This window comes from Mesorhizobium sp. WSM4848 (assembly GCF_055811375.1).
In genome coordinates this window covers 26,684-42,430 of the sequence record NZ_JBVVPX010000011.1, presented here as the reverse complement: position 1 = coordinate 42,430, position 15,747 = coordinate 26,684, and the positions used below count along the sequence as shown (strand labels likewise).

The 15,747-nt window shown below is 63.9% G+C and carries 13 protein-coding genes and 1 pseudogene; 9 read left to right on the top strand and 5 right to left on the bottom strand.

What is annotated here, in order from left to right:
• Positions 1 to 5 precede the first annotated feature (5 nt).
• Positions 6 to 2,189, bottom strand: a complete 2,184-nt coding sequence (locus tag AC0L16_RS12790) for a primosomal protein N' (protein ID WP_473621132.1) — start codon at positions 2,187 to 2,189, stop codon at positions 6 to 8.
• 91 nt (positions 2,190 to 2,280) lie between these two features.
• On the opposite strand from AC0L16_RS12790, the gene fsa reads away from it, so the two are divergent.
• Complete coding sequence (gene fsa, locus AC0L16_RS12785; protein WP_123150477.1) at positions 2,281 to 2,934, top strand: fructose-6-phosphate aldolase; 654 nt, start codon at positions 2,281 to 2,283, stop codon at positions 2,932 to 2,934.
• A gap of 89 nt (positions 2,935 to 3,023) precedes the next feature.
• Here fsa and lptE read toward each other — a convergent pair whose 3' ends face one another.
• Both lptE and leuS read right to left on the bottom strand, forming a co-directional pair.
• A complete protein-coding gene (lptE, locus tag AC0L16_RS12780; protein WP_473621131.1) occupies positions 3,024 to 3,611 on the bottom strand; it encodes an LPS assembly lipoprotein LptE in 588 nt (195 codons plus the stop codon).
• On the bottom strand, positions 3,598 to 6,222 hold the full coding sequence (gene leuS / locus AC0L16_RS12775; protein WP_473621130.1) for a leucine--tRNA ligase: 2,625 nt from the start codon (positions 6,220 to 6,222) through the stop codon (positions 3,598 to 3,600). Before leuS ends, lptE begins: the two co-directional genes overlap by 14 nt.
• Positions 6,223 to 6,368: 146 nt before the next feature.
• Here leuS and AC0L16_RS12770 point away from each other — a divergent pair, with 146 nt between their 5' ends.
• From AC0L16_RS12770 to AC0L16_RS12755, 4 genes are all read left to right on the top strand, one after another.
• Complete coding sequence (locus AC0L16_RS12770; RefSeq protein WP_473621129.1) at positions 6,369 to 7,031, top strand: YggS family pyridoxal phosphate-dependent enzyme; 663 nt, start codon at positions 6,369 to 6,371, stop codon at positions 7,029 to 7,031.
• Between the two features lie 92 nt (positions 7,032 to 7,123).
• A complete protein-coding gene (locus AC0L16_RS12765) occupies positions 7,124 to 7,378 on the top strand; it encodes a type II toxin-antitoxin system Phd/YefM family antitoxin (RefSeq protein WP_473621128.1) in 255 nt (84 codons plus the stop codon).
• Complete coding sequence (locus AC0L16_RS12760; protein ID WP_473621127.1) at positions 7,378 to 7,779, top strand: PIN domain-containing protein; 402 nt, start codon at positions 7,378 to 7,380, stop codon at positions 7,777 to 7,779. Before AC0L16_RS12765 ends, AC0L16_RS12760 begins: the two co-directional genes overlap by 1 nt.
• Positions 7,780 to 7,915: 136 nt before the next feature.
• Positions 7,916 to 8,965 carry an aldo/keto reductase gene (locus AC0L16_RS12755; RefSeq protein WP_473621126.1) on the top strand — a complete coding sequence of 350 codons (1,050 nt, stop codon included), beginning with the start codon at positions 7,916 to 7,918 and terminating at the stop codon, positions 8,963 to 8,965.
• Positions 8,966 to 9,034: 69 nt separating this feature from the next.
• On the opposite strand, the gene AC0L16_RS12750 is transcribed toward AC0L16_RS12755, so the two are convergent.
• The gene (locus tag AC0L16_RS12750; protein WP_473621125.1) at positions 9,035 to 9,943 is read right to left on the bottom strand and encodes a LysR family transcriptional regulator; all 909 of its coding nucleotides are present in this window, start codon (positions 9,941 to 9,943) and stop codon (positions 9,035 to 9,037) included.
• A gap of 137 nt (positions 9,944 to 10,080) precedes the next feature.
• On the opposite strand from AC0L16_RS12750, the pseudogene AC0L16_RS12745 reads away from it, so the two are divergent.
• Positions 10,081 to 11,260 (top strand): annotated as a pseudogene (locus AC0L16_RS12745) (MFS transporter).
• A gap of 38 nt (positions 11,261 to 11,298) precedes the next feature.
• Entirely contained in the window at positions 11,299 to 12,333 is a 1,035-nt protein-coding gene (locus AC0L16_RS12740; RefSeq protein WP_473621123.1) for an aldo/keto reductase, read from the top strand.
• 128 nt (positions 12,334 to 12,461) lie between these two features.
• On the opposite strand, the gene AC0L16_RS12735 is transcribed toward AC0L16_RS12740, so the two are convergent.
• On the bottom strand, positions 12,462 to 12,734 hold the full coding sequence (locus AC0L16_RS12735) for an usg protein (RefSeq protein WP_077380769.1): 273 nt from the start codon (positions 12,732 to 12,734) through the stop codon (positions 12,462 to 12,464).
• A 275-nt stretch (positions 12,735 to 13,009) separates the two neighbouring features.
• Between AC0L16_RS12735 and acs the strand changes: the two genes are divergently transcribed.
• Positions 13,010 to 14,965, top strand: coding sequence for an acetate--CoA ligase (gene acs, locus AC0L16_RS12730; protein ID WP_473621122.1), 1,956 nt, complete (start codon positions 13,010 to 13,012; stop codon positions 14,963 to 14,965).
• The gene (locus AC0L16_RS12725; RefSeq protein WP_473621121.1) at positions 14,965 to 15,711 is read left to right on the top strand and encodes an MOSC domain-containing protein; all 747 of its coding nucleotides are present in this window, start codon (positions 14,965 to 14,967) and stop codon (positions 15,709 to 15,711) included. Before acs ends, AC0L16_RS12725 begins: the two co-directional genes overlap by 1 nt.
• Positions 15,712 to 15,747: the final 36 nt, after the last annotated feature.

The window sequence follows — 15,747 nt, the reverse complement described above, 5'->3', positions numbered from 1 at the left end:
CGGCCTCACAAAAAGCTCTGCGGGTCGATGTCGACCTGCACGCGCACCGAGCCCCGTAGCTTCGGTCCGTCGGCCAGCATGGCGCGAATGAACCCCTGCATGTCGGCGCGCCGCTCGGCCTGGATCAGCAGGCGAAAGCGATGGCGGCCGCCGATCAGTGACAGCGGCGCCTCGGCCGGACCGAGCACGAACAGGTCGCTGGCCTGAGGTGCGGCGCGCCGCAAACCCCGCGCATGGCCCTCCGCTTCCGCTCGTGTCGCCGCACTGATGATGACGCCGGCGAGCCGGCCGAAAGGCGGCAGCCCCGCCCGCTCGCGCTCGGCGATCTCGCGCTCGTAAAAAGCCTCGGCGTCGCCGGAGACGATCGCCCGCATCACCGGGTGGTCAGGCTGGAAGGTCTGCAGCAGGCCAAGGCTCTTCTTGCCGGTGCGGCCGGCGCGGCCGGTCACCTGGCTGAGCAGCTGGAAGGTGCGCTCGGCGGCGCGCGGATCGCCATTGGCAAGGCCGAGGTCGGCGTCGACCACGCCGACCAGCGTCATGTCAGGGAAATTGTGACCCTTGGCGACGAGTTGCGTGCCGATGACGATGTCGGCCTCGCCCTTGGCGATGGCTTCAAGCTCCAGCCTCAGCCGCCGCACGCCGCCCATCAGGTCGGACGACAGGACGATGGTTCGGGCGTCGGGGAAATGCGCGACGACCTCTTCGGCGATGCGCTCGACGCCCGGCCCGCAGGCGACCAGATGATCGAGCGTGCCGCATTCCGGGCAGGCCTCGGGCCGCCGCTCATTGTGCCCGCAATGGTGGCAGACGAGCTGGCCGCGAAAGCGGTGCTCGACCAGCCAGGCCGAGCAGACCGGGCAGCCAAAGCGATGGCCGCAGACCCGGCACAGCGTCAGCGGAGCATAGCCGCGCCGATTGAGGAACAGCAGCGACTGTTCCTTTTTCTCCAATGTCTGGCGCATGTGGCCAAGCAGCACCGGCGACAGGAAGCCGCCGCGTGTCGGCGGGGCGCGGCGCATGTCGATCGTCTTCAAGTCGGGAAGCGCCGCCTCGGCAAAGCGCGCCGAAAGCACCGCCCTGCTGTAGCGGCCTTGGCTCGCATTGACCCGACTTTCGACCGACGGTGTCGCCGAGGCGAGCACGACCGGAAAGCCGCCGATATGGCCGCGCACCACCGCCATGTCGCGCGCATTGTAGAAGACGCGGTCCTCCTGCTTGTAAGCTGGGTCATGCTCCTCGTCGACGACGATCAGCCCGAGTTCCCTGAACGGCAGAAACAGCGCCGAACGCGCGCCGGCAACGACGCGCACGCCACCTTCCGCCACCTGTCGCCAGACACGTTCGCGCATCCTTGGCGGCAGGTCCGAGTGCCATTCCGCCGGCTTGGCGCCGAACCGCTCCTGAAAGCGCTCGAGGAAGGCGTGGGTCAGCGCGATCTCCGGCAGCAGGATCAGCACCTGCTTGCCACGGTCGAGCGCCGCCGCCACCGCTTCGAAATAAACCTCCGTCTTGCCGGATCCGGTCACGCCGTCGAGCAGCGTGACGCCGAATGCGCCGGCCGCGACATTGGTGCGCAGCATCTCGGCCGCATCGCTCTGGTCCGGCATCAGCGAGGGCTGGGCGTAATCCGGATCGGGTGCTGCGACCACCGGTCGCGGTGGGATCATGACCGTCTCGAACACGCCTTGCGCCTTCAGCCCGTCGATGACGGTCGACGACACGCCAGCCGCATGCGCCAGTCCGGACCGCGTCCAGGCGAGCCCGCCTTCGGCTGTTTCCAGGACGCGCATTCTCGCACCCGTCATCCGGTCGGGTTTGGCGAAGGTGCGTTGCAACCCTTCGATCCACGGTTCCGGGTCGAAGGCTTCCGGCGCCCGCAGCAGCATGCGCGTCACCATGCCGGGCGGCGACAGCGTGTATTGCGCGATCCAGTCGACGAAGCGGCGCATAGCGCGGTCGATGGGCGGGCAGTCGAAGACCTGCTCGATGGGGCGCAGTTTTTTGGCATCGACCTTCTCGACAACGCCGTCCCAGACGATGCCGGCAACCTGGCGCGGTCCGAGCGGCACGCGCACGATCGAGCCCGGCACCACGCGCATGCCGGCGGGCACGGCATAGGTGTAGGGCCGCTCGGCGGGCATCGGCACCAGCACCGGTGCGGCCGCGACAAAGGGCGAATCTTCGATCATGAGGCGTGACCTTGCCCCGACTTTCGTCTAGATCAAAGTCCGACCCCAGAGGTGCATGACATGCACATGAAAAAATCTTCAGGAGACCGTCATGAAATTTTTTGTCGACACCGCCGATGTCAAGGAAATCCGTGAACTGAACGATCTAGGGCTGCTCGACGGCGTTACCACCAATCCTTCGCTGATCCTCAAATCCGGCGGCAAGATCGCCGACGTCACCAGAGAGATCTGCGAGATCGTCAAGGGCCCGGTCTCGGCCGAAGTCGTCGCCACCGAATACAAGGACATGATGGCCGAGGCCAAGATCTTGGCCAGGATCGCCGATAATGTCTGCATCAAGGTGCCGCTGACGCTCGACGGCCTGAGGGCCTGCAAGGACATCCGCTCGGACGGCCGCATGGTCAATGTCACGCTGTGCTTCTCGGCCACCCAGGCGCTGCTCGCCGCCAAGGCCGGCGCCTCCTTCATCTCGCCCTTCGTCGGCCGCATCGACGACAGCGGCTGGGATGGCATGGAACTGATCTCGGACATCCGCACCATCTACGACAATTATGATTTCCAGACCGAGATCCTGACCGCCTCGGTGCGCACGGTGAACCACGTCAAGCAGGCCGCACTGATCGGCGCCGACGTCATCACCGCGCCGCCGGCGACGCTGAAGGCGCTGGTCAAGCACCCGCTGACCGACAAGGGCCTGGAGCAGTTCCTCGCCGACTGGGCCAAGACCGGCCAGAAAATCGGCTGAAATCAAGACGCCATGTTCCCGTAAAAAAGGCCGAGCAATCGGCCTTTTTTTACGCCAGCGGTCAGGCCTCGGCGGTAGGCGGAAAGGCTCTAACCCGCCACCGCCTTGCTGTGCTTGACCAGATCCTGGGCGATCGACAGGCGCAGCAGGTCCGCCAGTTCGCGCGCCGCGCGGTTCTCGGCGTCGATTTGCGCCCGGTAGGAGGCAAATTCCTGACGGGGCCGGTCGAAGGACGACGCTATCGAGCGCCTGCCGGTCGCGATCGTCGCGCCGGTCTTGGCGTCAGTCAGCACATAGTTCGCGGTGAGCGTCACCGTGCCCGCGGTTGGCTCGTCGTCATCGGTCGAGACCTGCACGGTTGCAGCGGATTCAACAAGTTCGGTAACGCCGAGATCGAGCGAATAGGCGGGCGACGCCGGCTCGCCCGCACCCTGGCCGAGCGCGAAAATCAGATTGTTGCGGACCTGCTGGGCGTAGCGCGTGTTGACCGCCTTGACCGAGATGGACCCAAGTTCGGCGGCAGCGCCAACTTGCGAACCGGCCGACAGCGGCGCGCTCGAATAGAGCGGGCGTACCGTGCAGGCCGAAACCAGCGCAACCGAAGCGACCAGGCCATAGAGCGCGGCACGGCGCAGTAAATGCGTCACTTCTGTCTTCCTCGGATCAGGCAACGACATTGACGATCCTCTGCGGGACGATGATCACCTTGCGCGGCGCTTTGCCTTCGAGCGCTTTCTGCACGAAGTCGAGAGCCAGAACCGCCTTTTCGACGGCACCTTGGTCCGCGTCGCGGGCAATTGTCAAATCGCCGCGCTTCTTGCCGTTGACCTGGACCGGCAGCACGATCTCGCTGTCGACGACAAGTGACGGCTCATAGACTGGCCAGGGCCGTTCGGCGACCAGATCGGTGCCGCCGAGCGTCTGCCAGCATTCCTCGGCCAGATGCGGCATCACTGGCGCAATCAGATGCACGAGGATATCGACGGCTTGCCGGCAGGCGGCCTTGAGCGCCGGATCGGCCTTGCCTTCGGCCGCCTCGTTGAGCGGCGTGGTAAGCGCATTGGCGAGTTCGTAGATGCGGGCGATGGCGCGGTTGAAGGCGAGCTTTTCGATATCCTCGCCGACCGATTTCAACGCCTTGTGCGCGGCCTTGGAAACAGTCCCTGCCTCGCCCTGCTTCGCCGCTGCCGGCTGGATTCCGGCGAGCGATTCGGCAGCCGTCGATACCAGGCGCCAGATGCGCTGGATGAAGCGGTGCGCGCCGGCAGCACCCTCGTCGGTCCATTCGACGTCACGCTCGGGTGGCGAGTCCGACAGCATGAACCAGCGCGCGGTATCGGCGCCGTAGCCGTCGGTGATCTCTTCCGGGCTCACCGTGTTCTTCTTCGACTTCGACATTTTTTCGAGCGGGCCGATCACCGCCTCTTCGCCGGTCGCGATTTCGAGGGCGCGGCGCTTGCCGTCGACGTCCTCCAGCCGAACCTCGCTGGGCGCAAGCCAGCGGCCGTTCGAGCCACTGCCGACCCGATAGGTCTCGTGCACTACCATGCCTTGCGTGAACAGGCCCCTGAACGGCTCGGCGAGATCGACATGGCCGGTCTCGCGCATGGCGCGGGTGAAGAAGCGCGAATAGAGCAGGTGCAAAATGGCGTGCTCGACGCCGCCAATATACTGGTCGACCGGCAGCCATTCGGTAGCCGCCTTGGGGTCGGTTGGGTCGTTCGCCCAGGGCGCGGTGAAGCGCGCGAAATACCACGACGAATCGACGAACGTGTCCATCGTATCGGTTTCGCGGCGTGCATCCTTGCCGCATTGCGGGCATTTGACATGCCGCCATGTCGGATGGCGATCGAGCGGATTGCCCGGCCGGTCGAACTCGATGTCGTCCGGCAGCCTGACCGGCAGGTCCGCCTTCGGCACCGGCACCACGCCGCAATCCTCGCAGTGGATCATCGGGATCGGACAGCCCCAGTAGCGCTGGCGCGAAATGCCCCAGTCGCGCAGGCGGAAGTTGACCTTGCGCCCGGCCATCGGCCGATTGCCGATGGTCTTTTGTTCCAGCAGCTTCGCCACCTCATCGAACGCCTGATCAGGCTTCATGCCGTCGAGGAAGCGCGAATTGATCATCACGCCATCGCCGACATAGGCCTCGTCGATGATCTGGAAGTTTCCCTGACTCTCGCCTTCCGGCATCACCACCGGAATGACCGGCAGGCCATATCTGTTAGCGAAGTCGAGGTCGCGCTGGTCACCGGACGGGCAGCCGAAGATGGCGCCGGTGCCGTACTCCATCAGCACGAAATTGGCGACATAGACAGGCAGCGTCCAGTTCGCATCGAATGGATGGACGACACGGGTGCCGGTATCGAAGCCCTTCTTCTCGGCCGTCTCCAGCGCGGCCACCGACGTGCCCATGTGATGGACTTCGTCGATGAACTTTGCCAGCGCTGGATTGTGCTCGGCGGCCTTTTTGGCCAGCGGATGGTCGGCGGCGACCGCCATGAAGGAGGCGCCGAAGATGGTGTCGGGCCGCGTCGTGTAGACCTCCAGCTCATCTTCGCCATCGACTGGAGCGGCCAGCGGCCAGCGGATCAGCAGGCCTTCCGAGCGGCCGATCCAGTTCGCCTGCATCAGCTTCACTTTTTCCGGCCACTCGTCGAGGCCTTCGAGCGAGTCCAGCAGATCCTGCGCATAGTCGGTGATCTTGAAGAACCACTGCGTCAGCTCGCGCTGTTCGACCAGCGCGCCCGAGCGCCAGCCGCGTCCGTCGATGACCTGCTCGTTGGCAAGCACCGTCATGTCCTCCGGATCCCAGTTGACTTTGGAGGATTTGCGCGTCACCAGCCCCTTCTCGACGAAATCGAGGAACAGCATCTGCTGGCGGTGGTAATAGTCGACATCGCAGGTGGCGAATTCGCGTGCCCAGTCGAGCGACAGGCCCATGACCTTGAGCTGCTCGCGCATGGCGGCGATGTTCTGATGGGTCCAGTCCTTGGGATGGACCTTGTTCTGCATCGCCGCGTTCTCGGCCGGCATGCCGAAGGCGTCCCAGCCCATCGGGTGCAGCACGTTGAAACCCTTGGCCCGCTTGTAGCGCGCCACCACGTCGCCCATCGTGTAGTTGCGGGTATGGCCGATATGGATGCGCCCCGACGGATAGGGGAACATCTCGAGCACGTAGTATTTCGGGCGCGGGTCGTCGTTGTCAGCCTCGAACAGCTTCCTGGCGTCCCAGGCCATCTGCCATTTGGGCTCTGATGCACGCGGATTGTATCGTTCGGTTGCCATCGGGTGTTTTTCACTTAAAAAGCATGCGCGACCAGCCGGACATGCCCGGCGGCTCAGGAAATGTCGTCGCGGTGTTCACCATGGATTGCCGGACCCGTCAACTGCGACGCTCCGGCCAGGACAAAAACCAGAGTCAGGATATAGACATGGCGAGCGCCGTCGAACAGTTTTTCTCGGTCGAGGCGAAGATCGCCGCCGCCGAGCGCGAGGCAGGGCGGCAAGCCGGCGCGGTGACGCTGGTCGCGGTCTCGAAGACTTTTAGCGCCAGCGATATCCGCCCGGTCATCGAGGCCGGGCAGCGCGTCTTCGGCGAGAACCGCGTCCAGGAAGCACAAGCCAAATGGCCGGCGCTGAAGCAAGCTTTCCCCGACATCGAGTTGCATCTGATCGGGCCGCTGCAATCGAACAAGGCGAAGGAAGCTGTCGCGCTGTTCGATGTCATCGAGACGGTCGATCGCGAGAAGATCGCAGCCGAACTCGCCAAGGAAATCGCCAGACAAGGCCGGTCGCCAAAACTCTACGTTGAGGTCAACACCGGCTCGGAACCGCAAAAGGCCGGCATCGAGCCGCGCGAAGCCGTACCCTTTGTTACGCGCTGCCGCGAGGTCCATGGCCTCGCAATCGAAGGCCTGATGTGCATCCCGCCGGCCGACGAGAATCCCGGTCCGCACTTCGCGCTGGTTGAGAAGCTTGCGCTTGCGGCCGGGCTCGAAAAGCTCTCGATGGGCATGTCCGGCGACTACGAAACCGCGATCGCCTTCGGCGCGACAAGTGTCAGGGTGGGATCGGCAATCTTCGGCAGCCGTTAGCGGACATTTCGTTTAGCGGTAGTTTAGCAATCAGCCTTGAGAGTCGGGCGCGTCAGGCCTATACCTAGCCAAGCTAGCTAGGAGCAACCCCCATGGACTGGCATCTTCAGGATGCGAAAAACAACTTTTCCAAAGTGGTTCAGCGCGCGCGAAGCGAGGGACCGCAGACGGTGACCCTGCGTGGCGAGCGCGCGGCAGTGGTGCTTTCTGCCGAAGACTATGACCGCTTGTCGGGAAAAAAGAAGTCACTGGCAGAATATCTCCTGACCGGTCCGGTCTGGGATGATGATTTCGCCGAGGAGGTCAACCGTCGCTCGGATACGATGATCCGCGACATCGACCTCTGATGTACCTGCTCGACACGAACATCGTTTCGGATGTGGAGCGACGCTTGCCCAAGCCTACCGCGTGGCTGGCTTCAGTGGATCCGGCATCGGTCAATCTCAGTGTCATCACGCTCGGCGAGATCGAACGCGGCATCGTCAAGCTGCGCAGGATCGATCCCGCACGGGCAACGCGCCTCGACCTGTGGCTGCGAGAGCTTCGGCGCGACAATGCCGACCGCATCCTTGCGGTTACTGAAGACGTCGCGCTGTCGTGGGGTCGCATCTCGGCTGGCCGCACACTGGGCAGCGCCGACACGCTCATCGCCGCCACAGCTTTTGTCCACGACCTCATTCTGGTTACGCGCAACGTCGCCGATTTCGACGATACCGGGGTGACGGTCCTCAATCCTTGGACAATCTGACCTGTTCCCCAGTACGCCGGATCGTCGCGTCGCGGAACTTGGTCCAGAATCACCAGGCCGTTACGCCAACTAGTAGAAACGAAACGTATCGTTCCTATATCGACCGGGTCATTCCAAAACTTTCCGGAGCCGCACCATGCGTTACAATCAACTTGGAAACACGGGGATGTTCGTCTCCGAACTCTGCCTCGGCACCATGACCTTCGGCGCCGCCGACCAAAACAACCAATGGGGCCTGATCGCCAGCCTCGACCAGGATGGCGTCGACAGGACCGTCCAGCGCTCGCTCGCCGCCGGCATCAATTTCTTCGACACGGCCGATGTCTATTCCATCGGCGCATCGGAACGGCTTCTCGGCCAGTCGCTGCGGAATCTCGGCATCAAGCGGCAGGACGTGATCATCGCCACCAAGGTCCATAGCGCCATGGGCGACGGCCCGAACCAGCGCGGCTCGTCGCGCGGCCACATCATGGATTCGGTCGAGGGCAGTCTCGAACGGCTGCAACTGGACCATATCGATCTCTATCAGTTGCACGGCACCGACGCGGTGACACCGATCGACGAGACACTCAGGGCGCTCGACGATCTGGTTGCCAGCGGCAAGGTCCGCTATGTCGGCGTCTCGAACTGGGCGGCCTGGCGCATCGCCAAGGCATTGGGCATCGCCGAACGCAAGGGCTTTGCCCGTTTCGAGACGGTCCAGTCCTACTATTCGATCGCCGGCCGCGATCTGGAGCGCGAGATCGTGCCGTTGCTCAACGAGGAGAAGCTTGGGCTGATGGTCTGGTCGCCGATGGCTGGCGGGCTGCTTTCCGGCAAGTACGGACCCGGCGCGCCCGGCAATGGCGAGGGCCGCCGCGCCAGCTTCAATTTCCCGCCGGTCAATGAAGACCGTGCCTGGGCGGTGGTCGCCGCCATGCGCGAGATCGCCGGCAAGCACGGCGTCAGCGTCGCCACGGTAGCGCTGGGCTATGTGTTGGCAAAACCCTTCGTGATGAGCGTGATCATCGGCGCCAGCCGCATGGAGCAGCTCGAACAGAACCTTGCCGCCACCGAGTTGAAGCTCGACAGCGACGATCTTGCCCGTCTCGACGAAGTCAGCGCGCTGCCATCCGAATATCCGGGCTGGATGATCGAGCGCCAGGCGGCTGGCCGGCGCCCGGCCCCCTTTGCGCCGAAAAACTAATTCAATCTCATCTTCGATTTCGGGAGCCGGCGGGCTCTCGATTTTTTTTGGCTCCGATCTTCCTTAGGCTTAGCTCAGCCGGACCGTCTCGACGAGAAAGTCGAGAAAGGCCCGCACTCGCGCCGGCAAATGTTTGCCCTGGCCGACGTAAACAGCGTGGGTAAGCTCCTCGTCGCCGGGGTTGAAGTCCTCCAGAAGCGGGACCAGCCGGCCGGCGGCGATGTCGGGCTCGACATGCCAGCGCGCCAGCCGGGCGATGCCAGTGCCCGAAAGCGCCATCAGCCGCATCGCCTCGCCGTCGCTGACCAGCGCGTTTCCGGTGATCGGGACGATGAAGGCCTCTCCGGCCGCACCGACGAAGGGCCAGCCGTCGACGTGGCGCACGAAGCAGAAGCCCATCCGGTTGTGGTGATCGAGATCGGCCGGCATTTGGAGCGCGCCATGCGTCCTGATGTACGATGGCGAGGCGACGACGACCAGCCGGCTCTGCCCGAGCTTGCGCGCCACCAAACGTGATTCGCCGAGCGGCCCGGCGCGGATGGCGACATCGGCGCGCTCCTCCATCAGGTCGATGACATTGTCGGTCAAAACCAGATCGATGGCGATTTCCGGATAGCGTTCGAGAAAGCGCGGCAAGAGCGGGATCAGCCGGTGCTGCCCGAACGGCACGTAGCTGTTGACCCTTAGCCGGCCGCGCGGCGCAGCACCGGCCGCCGCCTCGCGCTCGGCTGCCGCGATGTCGGCCAGGATGCGCACGCCGCTGTCGAAGAAGGCCGCGCCCTCCGGTGTCAGTTGCAGCTTGCGCGTCGAACGGCTGATCAGCCGCGCGCCAAGCCGCGCCTCAAGCCGCGCAATCAGCTTGCTCACCGCCGATGGCGTCATCCGCAGCATTCGCGCCGCAGCCGAAAAACTGCCCGCTTCGACGACACGGACAAACACTTCGATCTCGCCGGAGCGGTTGATGTCAGGCCTCGCCATTCGTGAATCTATTTCACAGACAATGTGCCCGACGCAAGGCTGGTTCACAGCACATGGCAACACGATCTTCCGGGTCGGGGCGTGGGACGACACGGCGTCCCGTCGTCAAAACTGCTGTCATCGAAGTGGGAACCGCGATGCCTCTTGCTCTTTATGCTCTCGCCGCCGGTGCGTTCGGCATCGGTGTCACCGAATTCGTCATCATGGGCCTGCTGCTCGACGTCAGCACCAATCTCGGCGTCTCGATCTCGGCCGCCGGCCAGCTGATCTCCGGCTATGCGCTGGGCGTCGTCATCGGCGCGCCGCTGCTGACGATCGTCACCGGCCGCTGGCCGCGCAAGACCGTGCTTCTGGCGCTGATGGCGATCTTCACGCTGGGCAACCTCGCCTGCGCGCTGGCCCCCGACTACTGGACGCTGATGGCTGCCCGCGTGCTCGCCGCCTTCGCCCACGGCACCTTCTTCGGCGTTGGTTCGGTGGTTGCGACCGGGCTGGTGGCTCCCAACAGGAAGGCCTCCGCGATCGCCCTGATGTTCACCGGCCTGACCATCGCCAACATCCTCGGCGTGCCCTTCGGCACCTGGCTCGGCCAGGCCTTCGGCTGGCGTGCGACCTTCTGGGCGGTAACCCTGGTCGGCATCGTCGCCTTCGCCATCATTCTCCTGCTGGTGCCGCGCAGCCCGGCAGCGCTGGAAAAGAGCGACCTGCGCAGCGATCTCGTCGTGCTCGGCCGCGCGCCGGTTCTGCTTGGCTTCGCCACCACCGTGCTTGGCTATGCCGGCGTCTTCGCCGTCTTCACCTATATCGCCCCCTTGCTGACCGAGATCACCGGTTTTTCGGAAGCAGCGGTGTCGCCGATCCTGCTTGTTTTCGGCGGCGGCCTCATCGCCGGCAATCTCGCCGGCGGCAAGTTCGCCGACCGCTGGCTGGTGCCTTCTGTCCTCGGCAGTCTCGTTGTGCTGGCGCTGGTGCTCGGCACGATGACCTTCGCCCTGCACAACCAGGCGATGGCCGTGATCTATGTCGGCCTGCTCGGCACCGCCGCCTTCGCCACTGTAGCGCCGCTGCAGATGTGGGTGCTGGAAAAGGCTGAAGGCGCCGGCCAGAGCCTCGCCTCGTCCTTCAACATCGCCGCCTTCAACCTCGGCAACGCCGCCGGCGCCTGGCTCGGCGGCATGGTCATCGCCCATGGCCCCGTGCCTTGGCGCCGTCACCTGGGTCGCCGCCCTGCTGCCGCTCTCGGCGCTCGCCGTTGCGGCGTTGGCGCTGCGCCTCGATCGCCCGACGCTTGGAGAACCGGCATCTGCCCGCTCGTAGCAACCCGACGAACCCCTTGGACATCACAGGAGAAAAAGATGGATTATCGACGTCTTGGCGCCTCGGGCCTGAAGGTCCCGGCGCTCTCGTTCGGCGCTGGAACCTTCGGCGGTTCGGGGCCGCTGTTCGGCGCATGGGGCAACAGCGATGCGACAGAAGCGCGGCGGCTGGTCGACATCTGCCTGGAGGCCGGCGTCAACCTGTTCGACACCGCCGACGTCTATTCGAACGGCGCCTCCGAGGAAGTGCTCGGCGCGGCGATCAAGGGCCGCCGCGATGCCGTGCTGATTTCGACCAAGACCTCGCTGCCGATGGGCGACGGACCCAATGATGCCGGCTCCTCCCGTTCGCGCCTCATCAATTCGGTCGAGGACGCGCTCAAGCGGCTCGGCACCGATTACATCGACCTGCTGCAGCTGCATGCTTTCGACGCCGCAACGCCGATCGAGGAGGTGCTGTTGACGCTGGACAGTCTCGTGCGCGCCGGCAAGCTGCGCTATGTCGGCGTCTCCAACTTTTCCGGCTGGCAAGTGATGAAATCGCTTGGCCTGGCGGACAAGCACGGCTACCCGCGCTACGTCGCCCATCAGGTCTATTACTCGCTGGTCGGGCGCGACTATGAATGGGAGTTGATGCCGCTCGGCCTCGACCAGGGCGTTGGCGCGCTGGTGTGGAGCCCGCTCGGCTGGGGCCGCCTGACCGGCAAGATCCGCCGCGGCGAGCCACTGCCGGAAAAAAGCCGGCTGCACGACACCGCAAGCTTCGGGCCGCCGGTCGAAGACGAGTTGCTCTACAGGGTTGTCGATGCGCTCGAAGCCGTGGCCAGGGAAACCGGCAAGACCGTGCCGCAGATCGCCATCAACTGGTTGCTGCAGCGGCCGACCGTCGCCTCTGTCATCATCGGCGCGCGCACCGAGGAACAGCTGCGCCAGAACCTCGGTGCAGTCGGTTGGTCATTGACATCAGACCAGATCAAGAAGCTCGACGCGGCAAGCGCAGTGACCGCAGCCTATCCGTATTTCCCCTATCGCCGGCAGGAGGGTTTTGCCCGGCTCAGCCCGCCCGCGGTTTAATTGCGCGCGGGCCGACAGGCCGCGGGACAGCGCCCCCCTCTGTCCTGCCGGACATCTCCCCGACAGAGGGGGGCGCCGTAAAGCGCCGCCCTCAGCAGACACTGCCAGCTAACGTCCTGCGCCGTTGCCTAATGCAGCACGAACTCGCCGTCGAGCTTCCGCCACTCATTGGGCGCGATCAGCTTCTGGTGGGTATAGCTCACCGAATGCAGTGGACCATCGAGCTTGGCCTGCCAGAACTCGATGAACCGGATCAGCACCGGAAATTTCGGGGCGATATCGTAGTCCTGCCAGATAAAACTCTGCAGCAGATGCGGGTGATCGGGAAAGTGATAAAGAATCTTGGCCGTGGTCAAGCCGTAGCCCTTGAGCATCAGGTCCATCTCGGAATGGTCACGCATCGCGGTCCCCTGGTTGATTCTCCTTTCCTCCCAGTTTGAAATTGTGCGCGCAATTTGCTTAATCGTCTACGACGCAAAAACATGTGGTTAGCAGCGATCGTAGTCGAGTGCTGATAGCGGCGAGAACGACGTCTGCGGCATCCCGCCGCGCGAATCCAACGTCTAATGTTGCCGTCACCGCAGAACTGTTAATAATGCGCGCGAATTCGCGGCCGCTGCGCCACGATGCTGCTCGGCGAGCAAGCTGGCAGTTGGTCTTGGGAGGGAATGGAAAAATGTCCGAGATTCATGTCCATCGCGTCCAGCCGGCGTGGAAGAAGAATGCGCTGATCGATAATGACACTTATTTGAAATGGTACGCCGACAGCGTGAAGAACCCGGACAAGTTCTGGGGCAAGCACGGCAAGCGCATCGACTGGTTCAAGCCCTACAGCAAGGTCAAGAACACCTCCTTCAACGGCAAGGTCTCGATCAAATGGTTCGAGGACGGCGAGACCAATGTTTCCTGGAACTGCATCGACCGGCATCTGAAGAAGCGCGGCGATCAGATTGCCATCATCTGGGAAGGCGACAATCCCTACGACGACAGGAAGATCACCTATAGCGAGCTTTACGAGCATGTCTGCCGGCTTGCCAATGTGATGAAGAAGCACGGCGTCAAGAAGGGCGACCGCGTTACCATCTACATGCCGATGATCCCTGAAACGGCCTACGCGATGCTTGCCTGCACACGCATCGGCGCCATCCATTCGGTGGTCTTTGGCGGCTTCTCGCCGGATGCATTGGCCGGCCGCATCGTCGACTGCGAATCGACTTTCGTCATCACCACCGATGAAGGCCTGCGCGGCGGCAAGCCGATTCCGTTGAAAGACAACACCGACAAGGCGATCGACATCGCCGCGAAGAATTTCGTGATGGTCAACAAGGTCGTCGTCGTGCGCCGCACCGGCGGCAAGGTTGGCTGGGCTCCGGGGCGCGACGTCTGGTACCACGACGAGATCGCTTCGGTGAAGGCGGAGTGCAAGCCGGAGAAGATGAAGGCCGAGGACCCTTTGTTCATCCTCTACACATCAGGCTCGACCGGCAAGCCGAAGGGCGTGCTGCACACCACGGCCGGCTATCTCGTCTATGTCTCGATGACCCACCAATATGTCTTCGACTACCATGACGGCGATATCTACTGGTGCACCGCCGATGTCGGCTGGGTCACCGGCCACAGCTATATCGTCTACGGGCCGCTCGCCAACGGCGCCACCACGCTGATGTTCGAAGGCGTGCCGAACTATCCCTCGCAATCCCGCTTCTGGGAGGTCATCGACAAGCACAAGGTCAACATTTTCTACACCGCGCCGACGGCTTTGCGCGCCCTGATGGGCGCCGGCGACGCCCATGTCACCAAAACCTCGCGCAAATCGCTGCGCGTGCTCGGTACGGTCGGCGAGCCGATCAATCCGGAAGCCTGGGAGTGGTATTTCAACGTCGTCGGCAACGGCAAGGTGCCGATCGTCGACACGTGGTGGCAGACCGAGACCGGCGGCATCCTGATCACGCCGCTGCCCGGCGCCACCCCGCTCAAGGCGGGTTCCGCGACGCAGCCGTTCTTCGGCGTCAAGCCGCAACTGGTCGACGGCGACGGCAAGGTGCTGGAAGGCGTTGCCAGCGGCAACCTCTGCATCGCCGATTCGTGGCCGGGCCAGATGCGCACTGTCTATGGCGATCACGAGCGCTTCGTGCAGACCTATTTTTCCACTTATAAGGGCAAGTATTTTACCGGCGACGGCTGCCGCCGCGACGCCGACGGCTATTACTGGATCACCGGTCGCGTCGACGACGTCATCAACGTCTCCGGCCACCGCATGGGCACGGCCGAGGTCGAATCCGCGCTGGTCTCGCACGAGAAAGTCTCCGAAGCCGCAGTCGTCGGCTATCCGCACGACATCAAGGGCCAGGGCATCTACTGCTACGTCACATTGATGGCTGGCGAAAAGCCGAACGAGGCGTTGCGCAAGGAACTTGTCGCCCACGTCCGCAAGGACATCGGCGCCATCGCCACGCCCGACAAGATCCAATTCGCTCCGGGCCTGCCGAAAACTCGCTCTGGCAAGATTATGCGTCGCATTCTGCGCAAGATCGCCGAGGACGATTTTGCCGCACTCGGCGATACCTCGACGCTGGCCGACCCGGCGGTCGTCGACGACCTCATCGCCAACCGGCAGAACAAGCGGGCCTGATGCAGGCTTTGACGCAGATCGGCACTGTCAGCGAGCTCTGGCGCTATCCGGCGAGTTCGCTCGCCGGCGAACGCCGGGATGTGATCTCCGTCGGCCCTGAAACCATCGACGGCGACCGCCTGTTCGGCCTTGTCGACGCCTCTGACGGTGAGATCGCGCGGCCTGACCGCGAGGCGAAATGGCACAAGGTGCCGCTCATTCGGGCCCGGTTGTCGCAAGCCCGCCAACTCGAGATTGCTACACCGCAGGGTGATTGGCTGCCAGCGCCCGGAGTCGAATGTGACGGGGCCGTTTCCGCCTTTCTCGGCTTCGCGGCCTCGATCCGGCCGTTTCGCCAGAAAGATGCGCCGGACTACGCCGGCCTTCTGACCGCCGAGCGTTACCGCAAGGCGCCCATCCACCTCTTGACCACCGCTTCGCTGGCGCGCCTGAAGGCGTTGCATCCGGAAGGCGTCGCCGACCCGCGCCGCTTCCGCCCCAACATCGTCGTCGACGTGGCGGCGATCGAGGGATCATTCCCGGAGACGGAATGGATCGGACGCAAGCTGGCGATCGGCGATCTGCTGCTGACCATTTCCGAACCATGCCGGCGCTGCGGCTTCACCATCATCGCCCAGGACGGCTTCGACCACGATGCGGCGATCCTGCGCAATCTGGTCCGCCACAACGCGCACAATTTCGGCGTCTATTGCACGGTTGACCGGCCAGCGCGAGTTGAGATCGGTGCAACCATGCGGTTCCTGTAGCTCCTCGTCCAAGAGGTTTGGCAAAGGCCTTCGTGT

Excerpts from the sequence above, each read along its gene's own strand:
- AC0L16_RS12750 (WP_473621125.1), bottom strand. The coding sequence starts at position 9,943 with ATGGCGAGGCCTGACATCAACCGCTCCGGCGAGATCGAAGTGTTTGTC.
- leuS (WP_473621130.1), bottom strand. The coding sequence starts at position 6,222 with ATGGCAACCGAACGATACAATCCGCGTGCATCAGAGCCCAAATGGCAG.
- AC0L16_RS12760 (WP_473621127.1), top strand. The coding sequence starts at position 7,378 with ATGTACCTGCTCGACACGAACATCGTTTCGGATGTGGAGCGACGCTTG.
- acs (WP_473621122.1), top strand. The coding sequence starts at position 13,010 with ATGTCCGAGATTCATGTCCATCGCGTCCAGCCGGCGTGGAAGAAGAAT.
- AC0L16_RS12725 (WP_473621121.1), top strand. The coding sequence starts at position 14,965 with ATGCAGGCTTTGACGCAGATCGGCACTGTCAGCGAGCTCTGGCGCTAT.
- fsa (WP_123150477.1), top strand. The coding sequence starts at position 2,281 with ATGAAATTTTTTGTCGACACCGCCGATGTCAAGGAAATCCGTGAACTG.
- lptE (WP_473621131.1), bottom strand. The coding sequence starts at position 3,611 with ATGTCGTTGCCTGATCCGAGGAAGACAGAAGTGACGCATTTACTGCGC.
- AC0L16_RS12790 (WP_473621132.1), bottom strand. The coding sequence starts at position 2,189 with ATGATCGAAGATTCGCCCTTTGTCGCGGCCGCACCGGTGCTGGTGCCG.
- AC0L16_RS12765 (WP_473621128.1), top strand. The coding sequence starts at position 7,124 with ATGGACTGGCATCTTCAGGATGCGAAAAACAACTTTTCCAAAGTGGTT.
- AC0L16_RS12735 (WP_077380769.1), bottom strand. The coding sequence starts at position 12,734 with ATGCGTGACCATTCCGAGATGGACCTGATGCTCAAGGGCTACGGCTTG.
- AC0L16_RS12770 (WP_473621129.1), top strand. The coding sequence starts at position 6,369 with ATGGCGAGCGCCGTCGAACAGTTTTTCTCGGTCGAGGCGAAGATCGCC.
- AC0L16_RS12755 (WP_473621126.1), top strand. The coding sequence starts at position 7,916 with ATGCGTTACAATCAACTTGGAAACACGGGGATGTTCGTCTCCGAACTC.
- AC0L16_RS12740 (WP_473621123.1), top strand. The coding sequence starts at position 11,299 with ATGGATTATCGACGTCTTGGCGCCTCGGGCCTGAAGGTCCCGGCGCTC.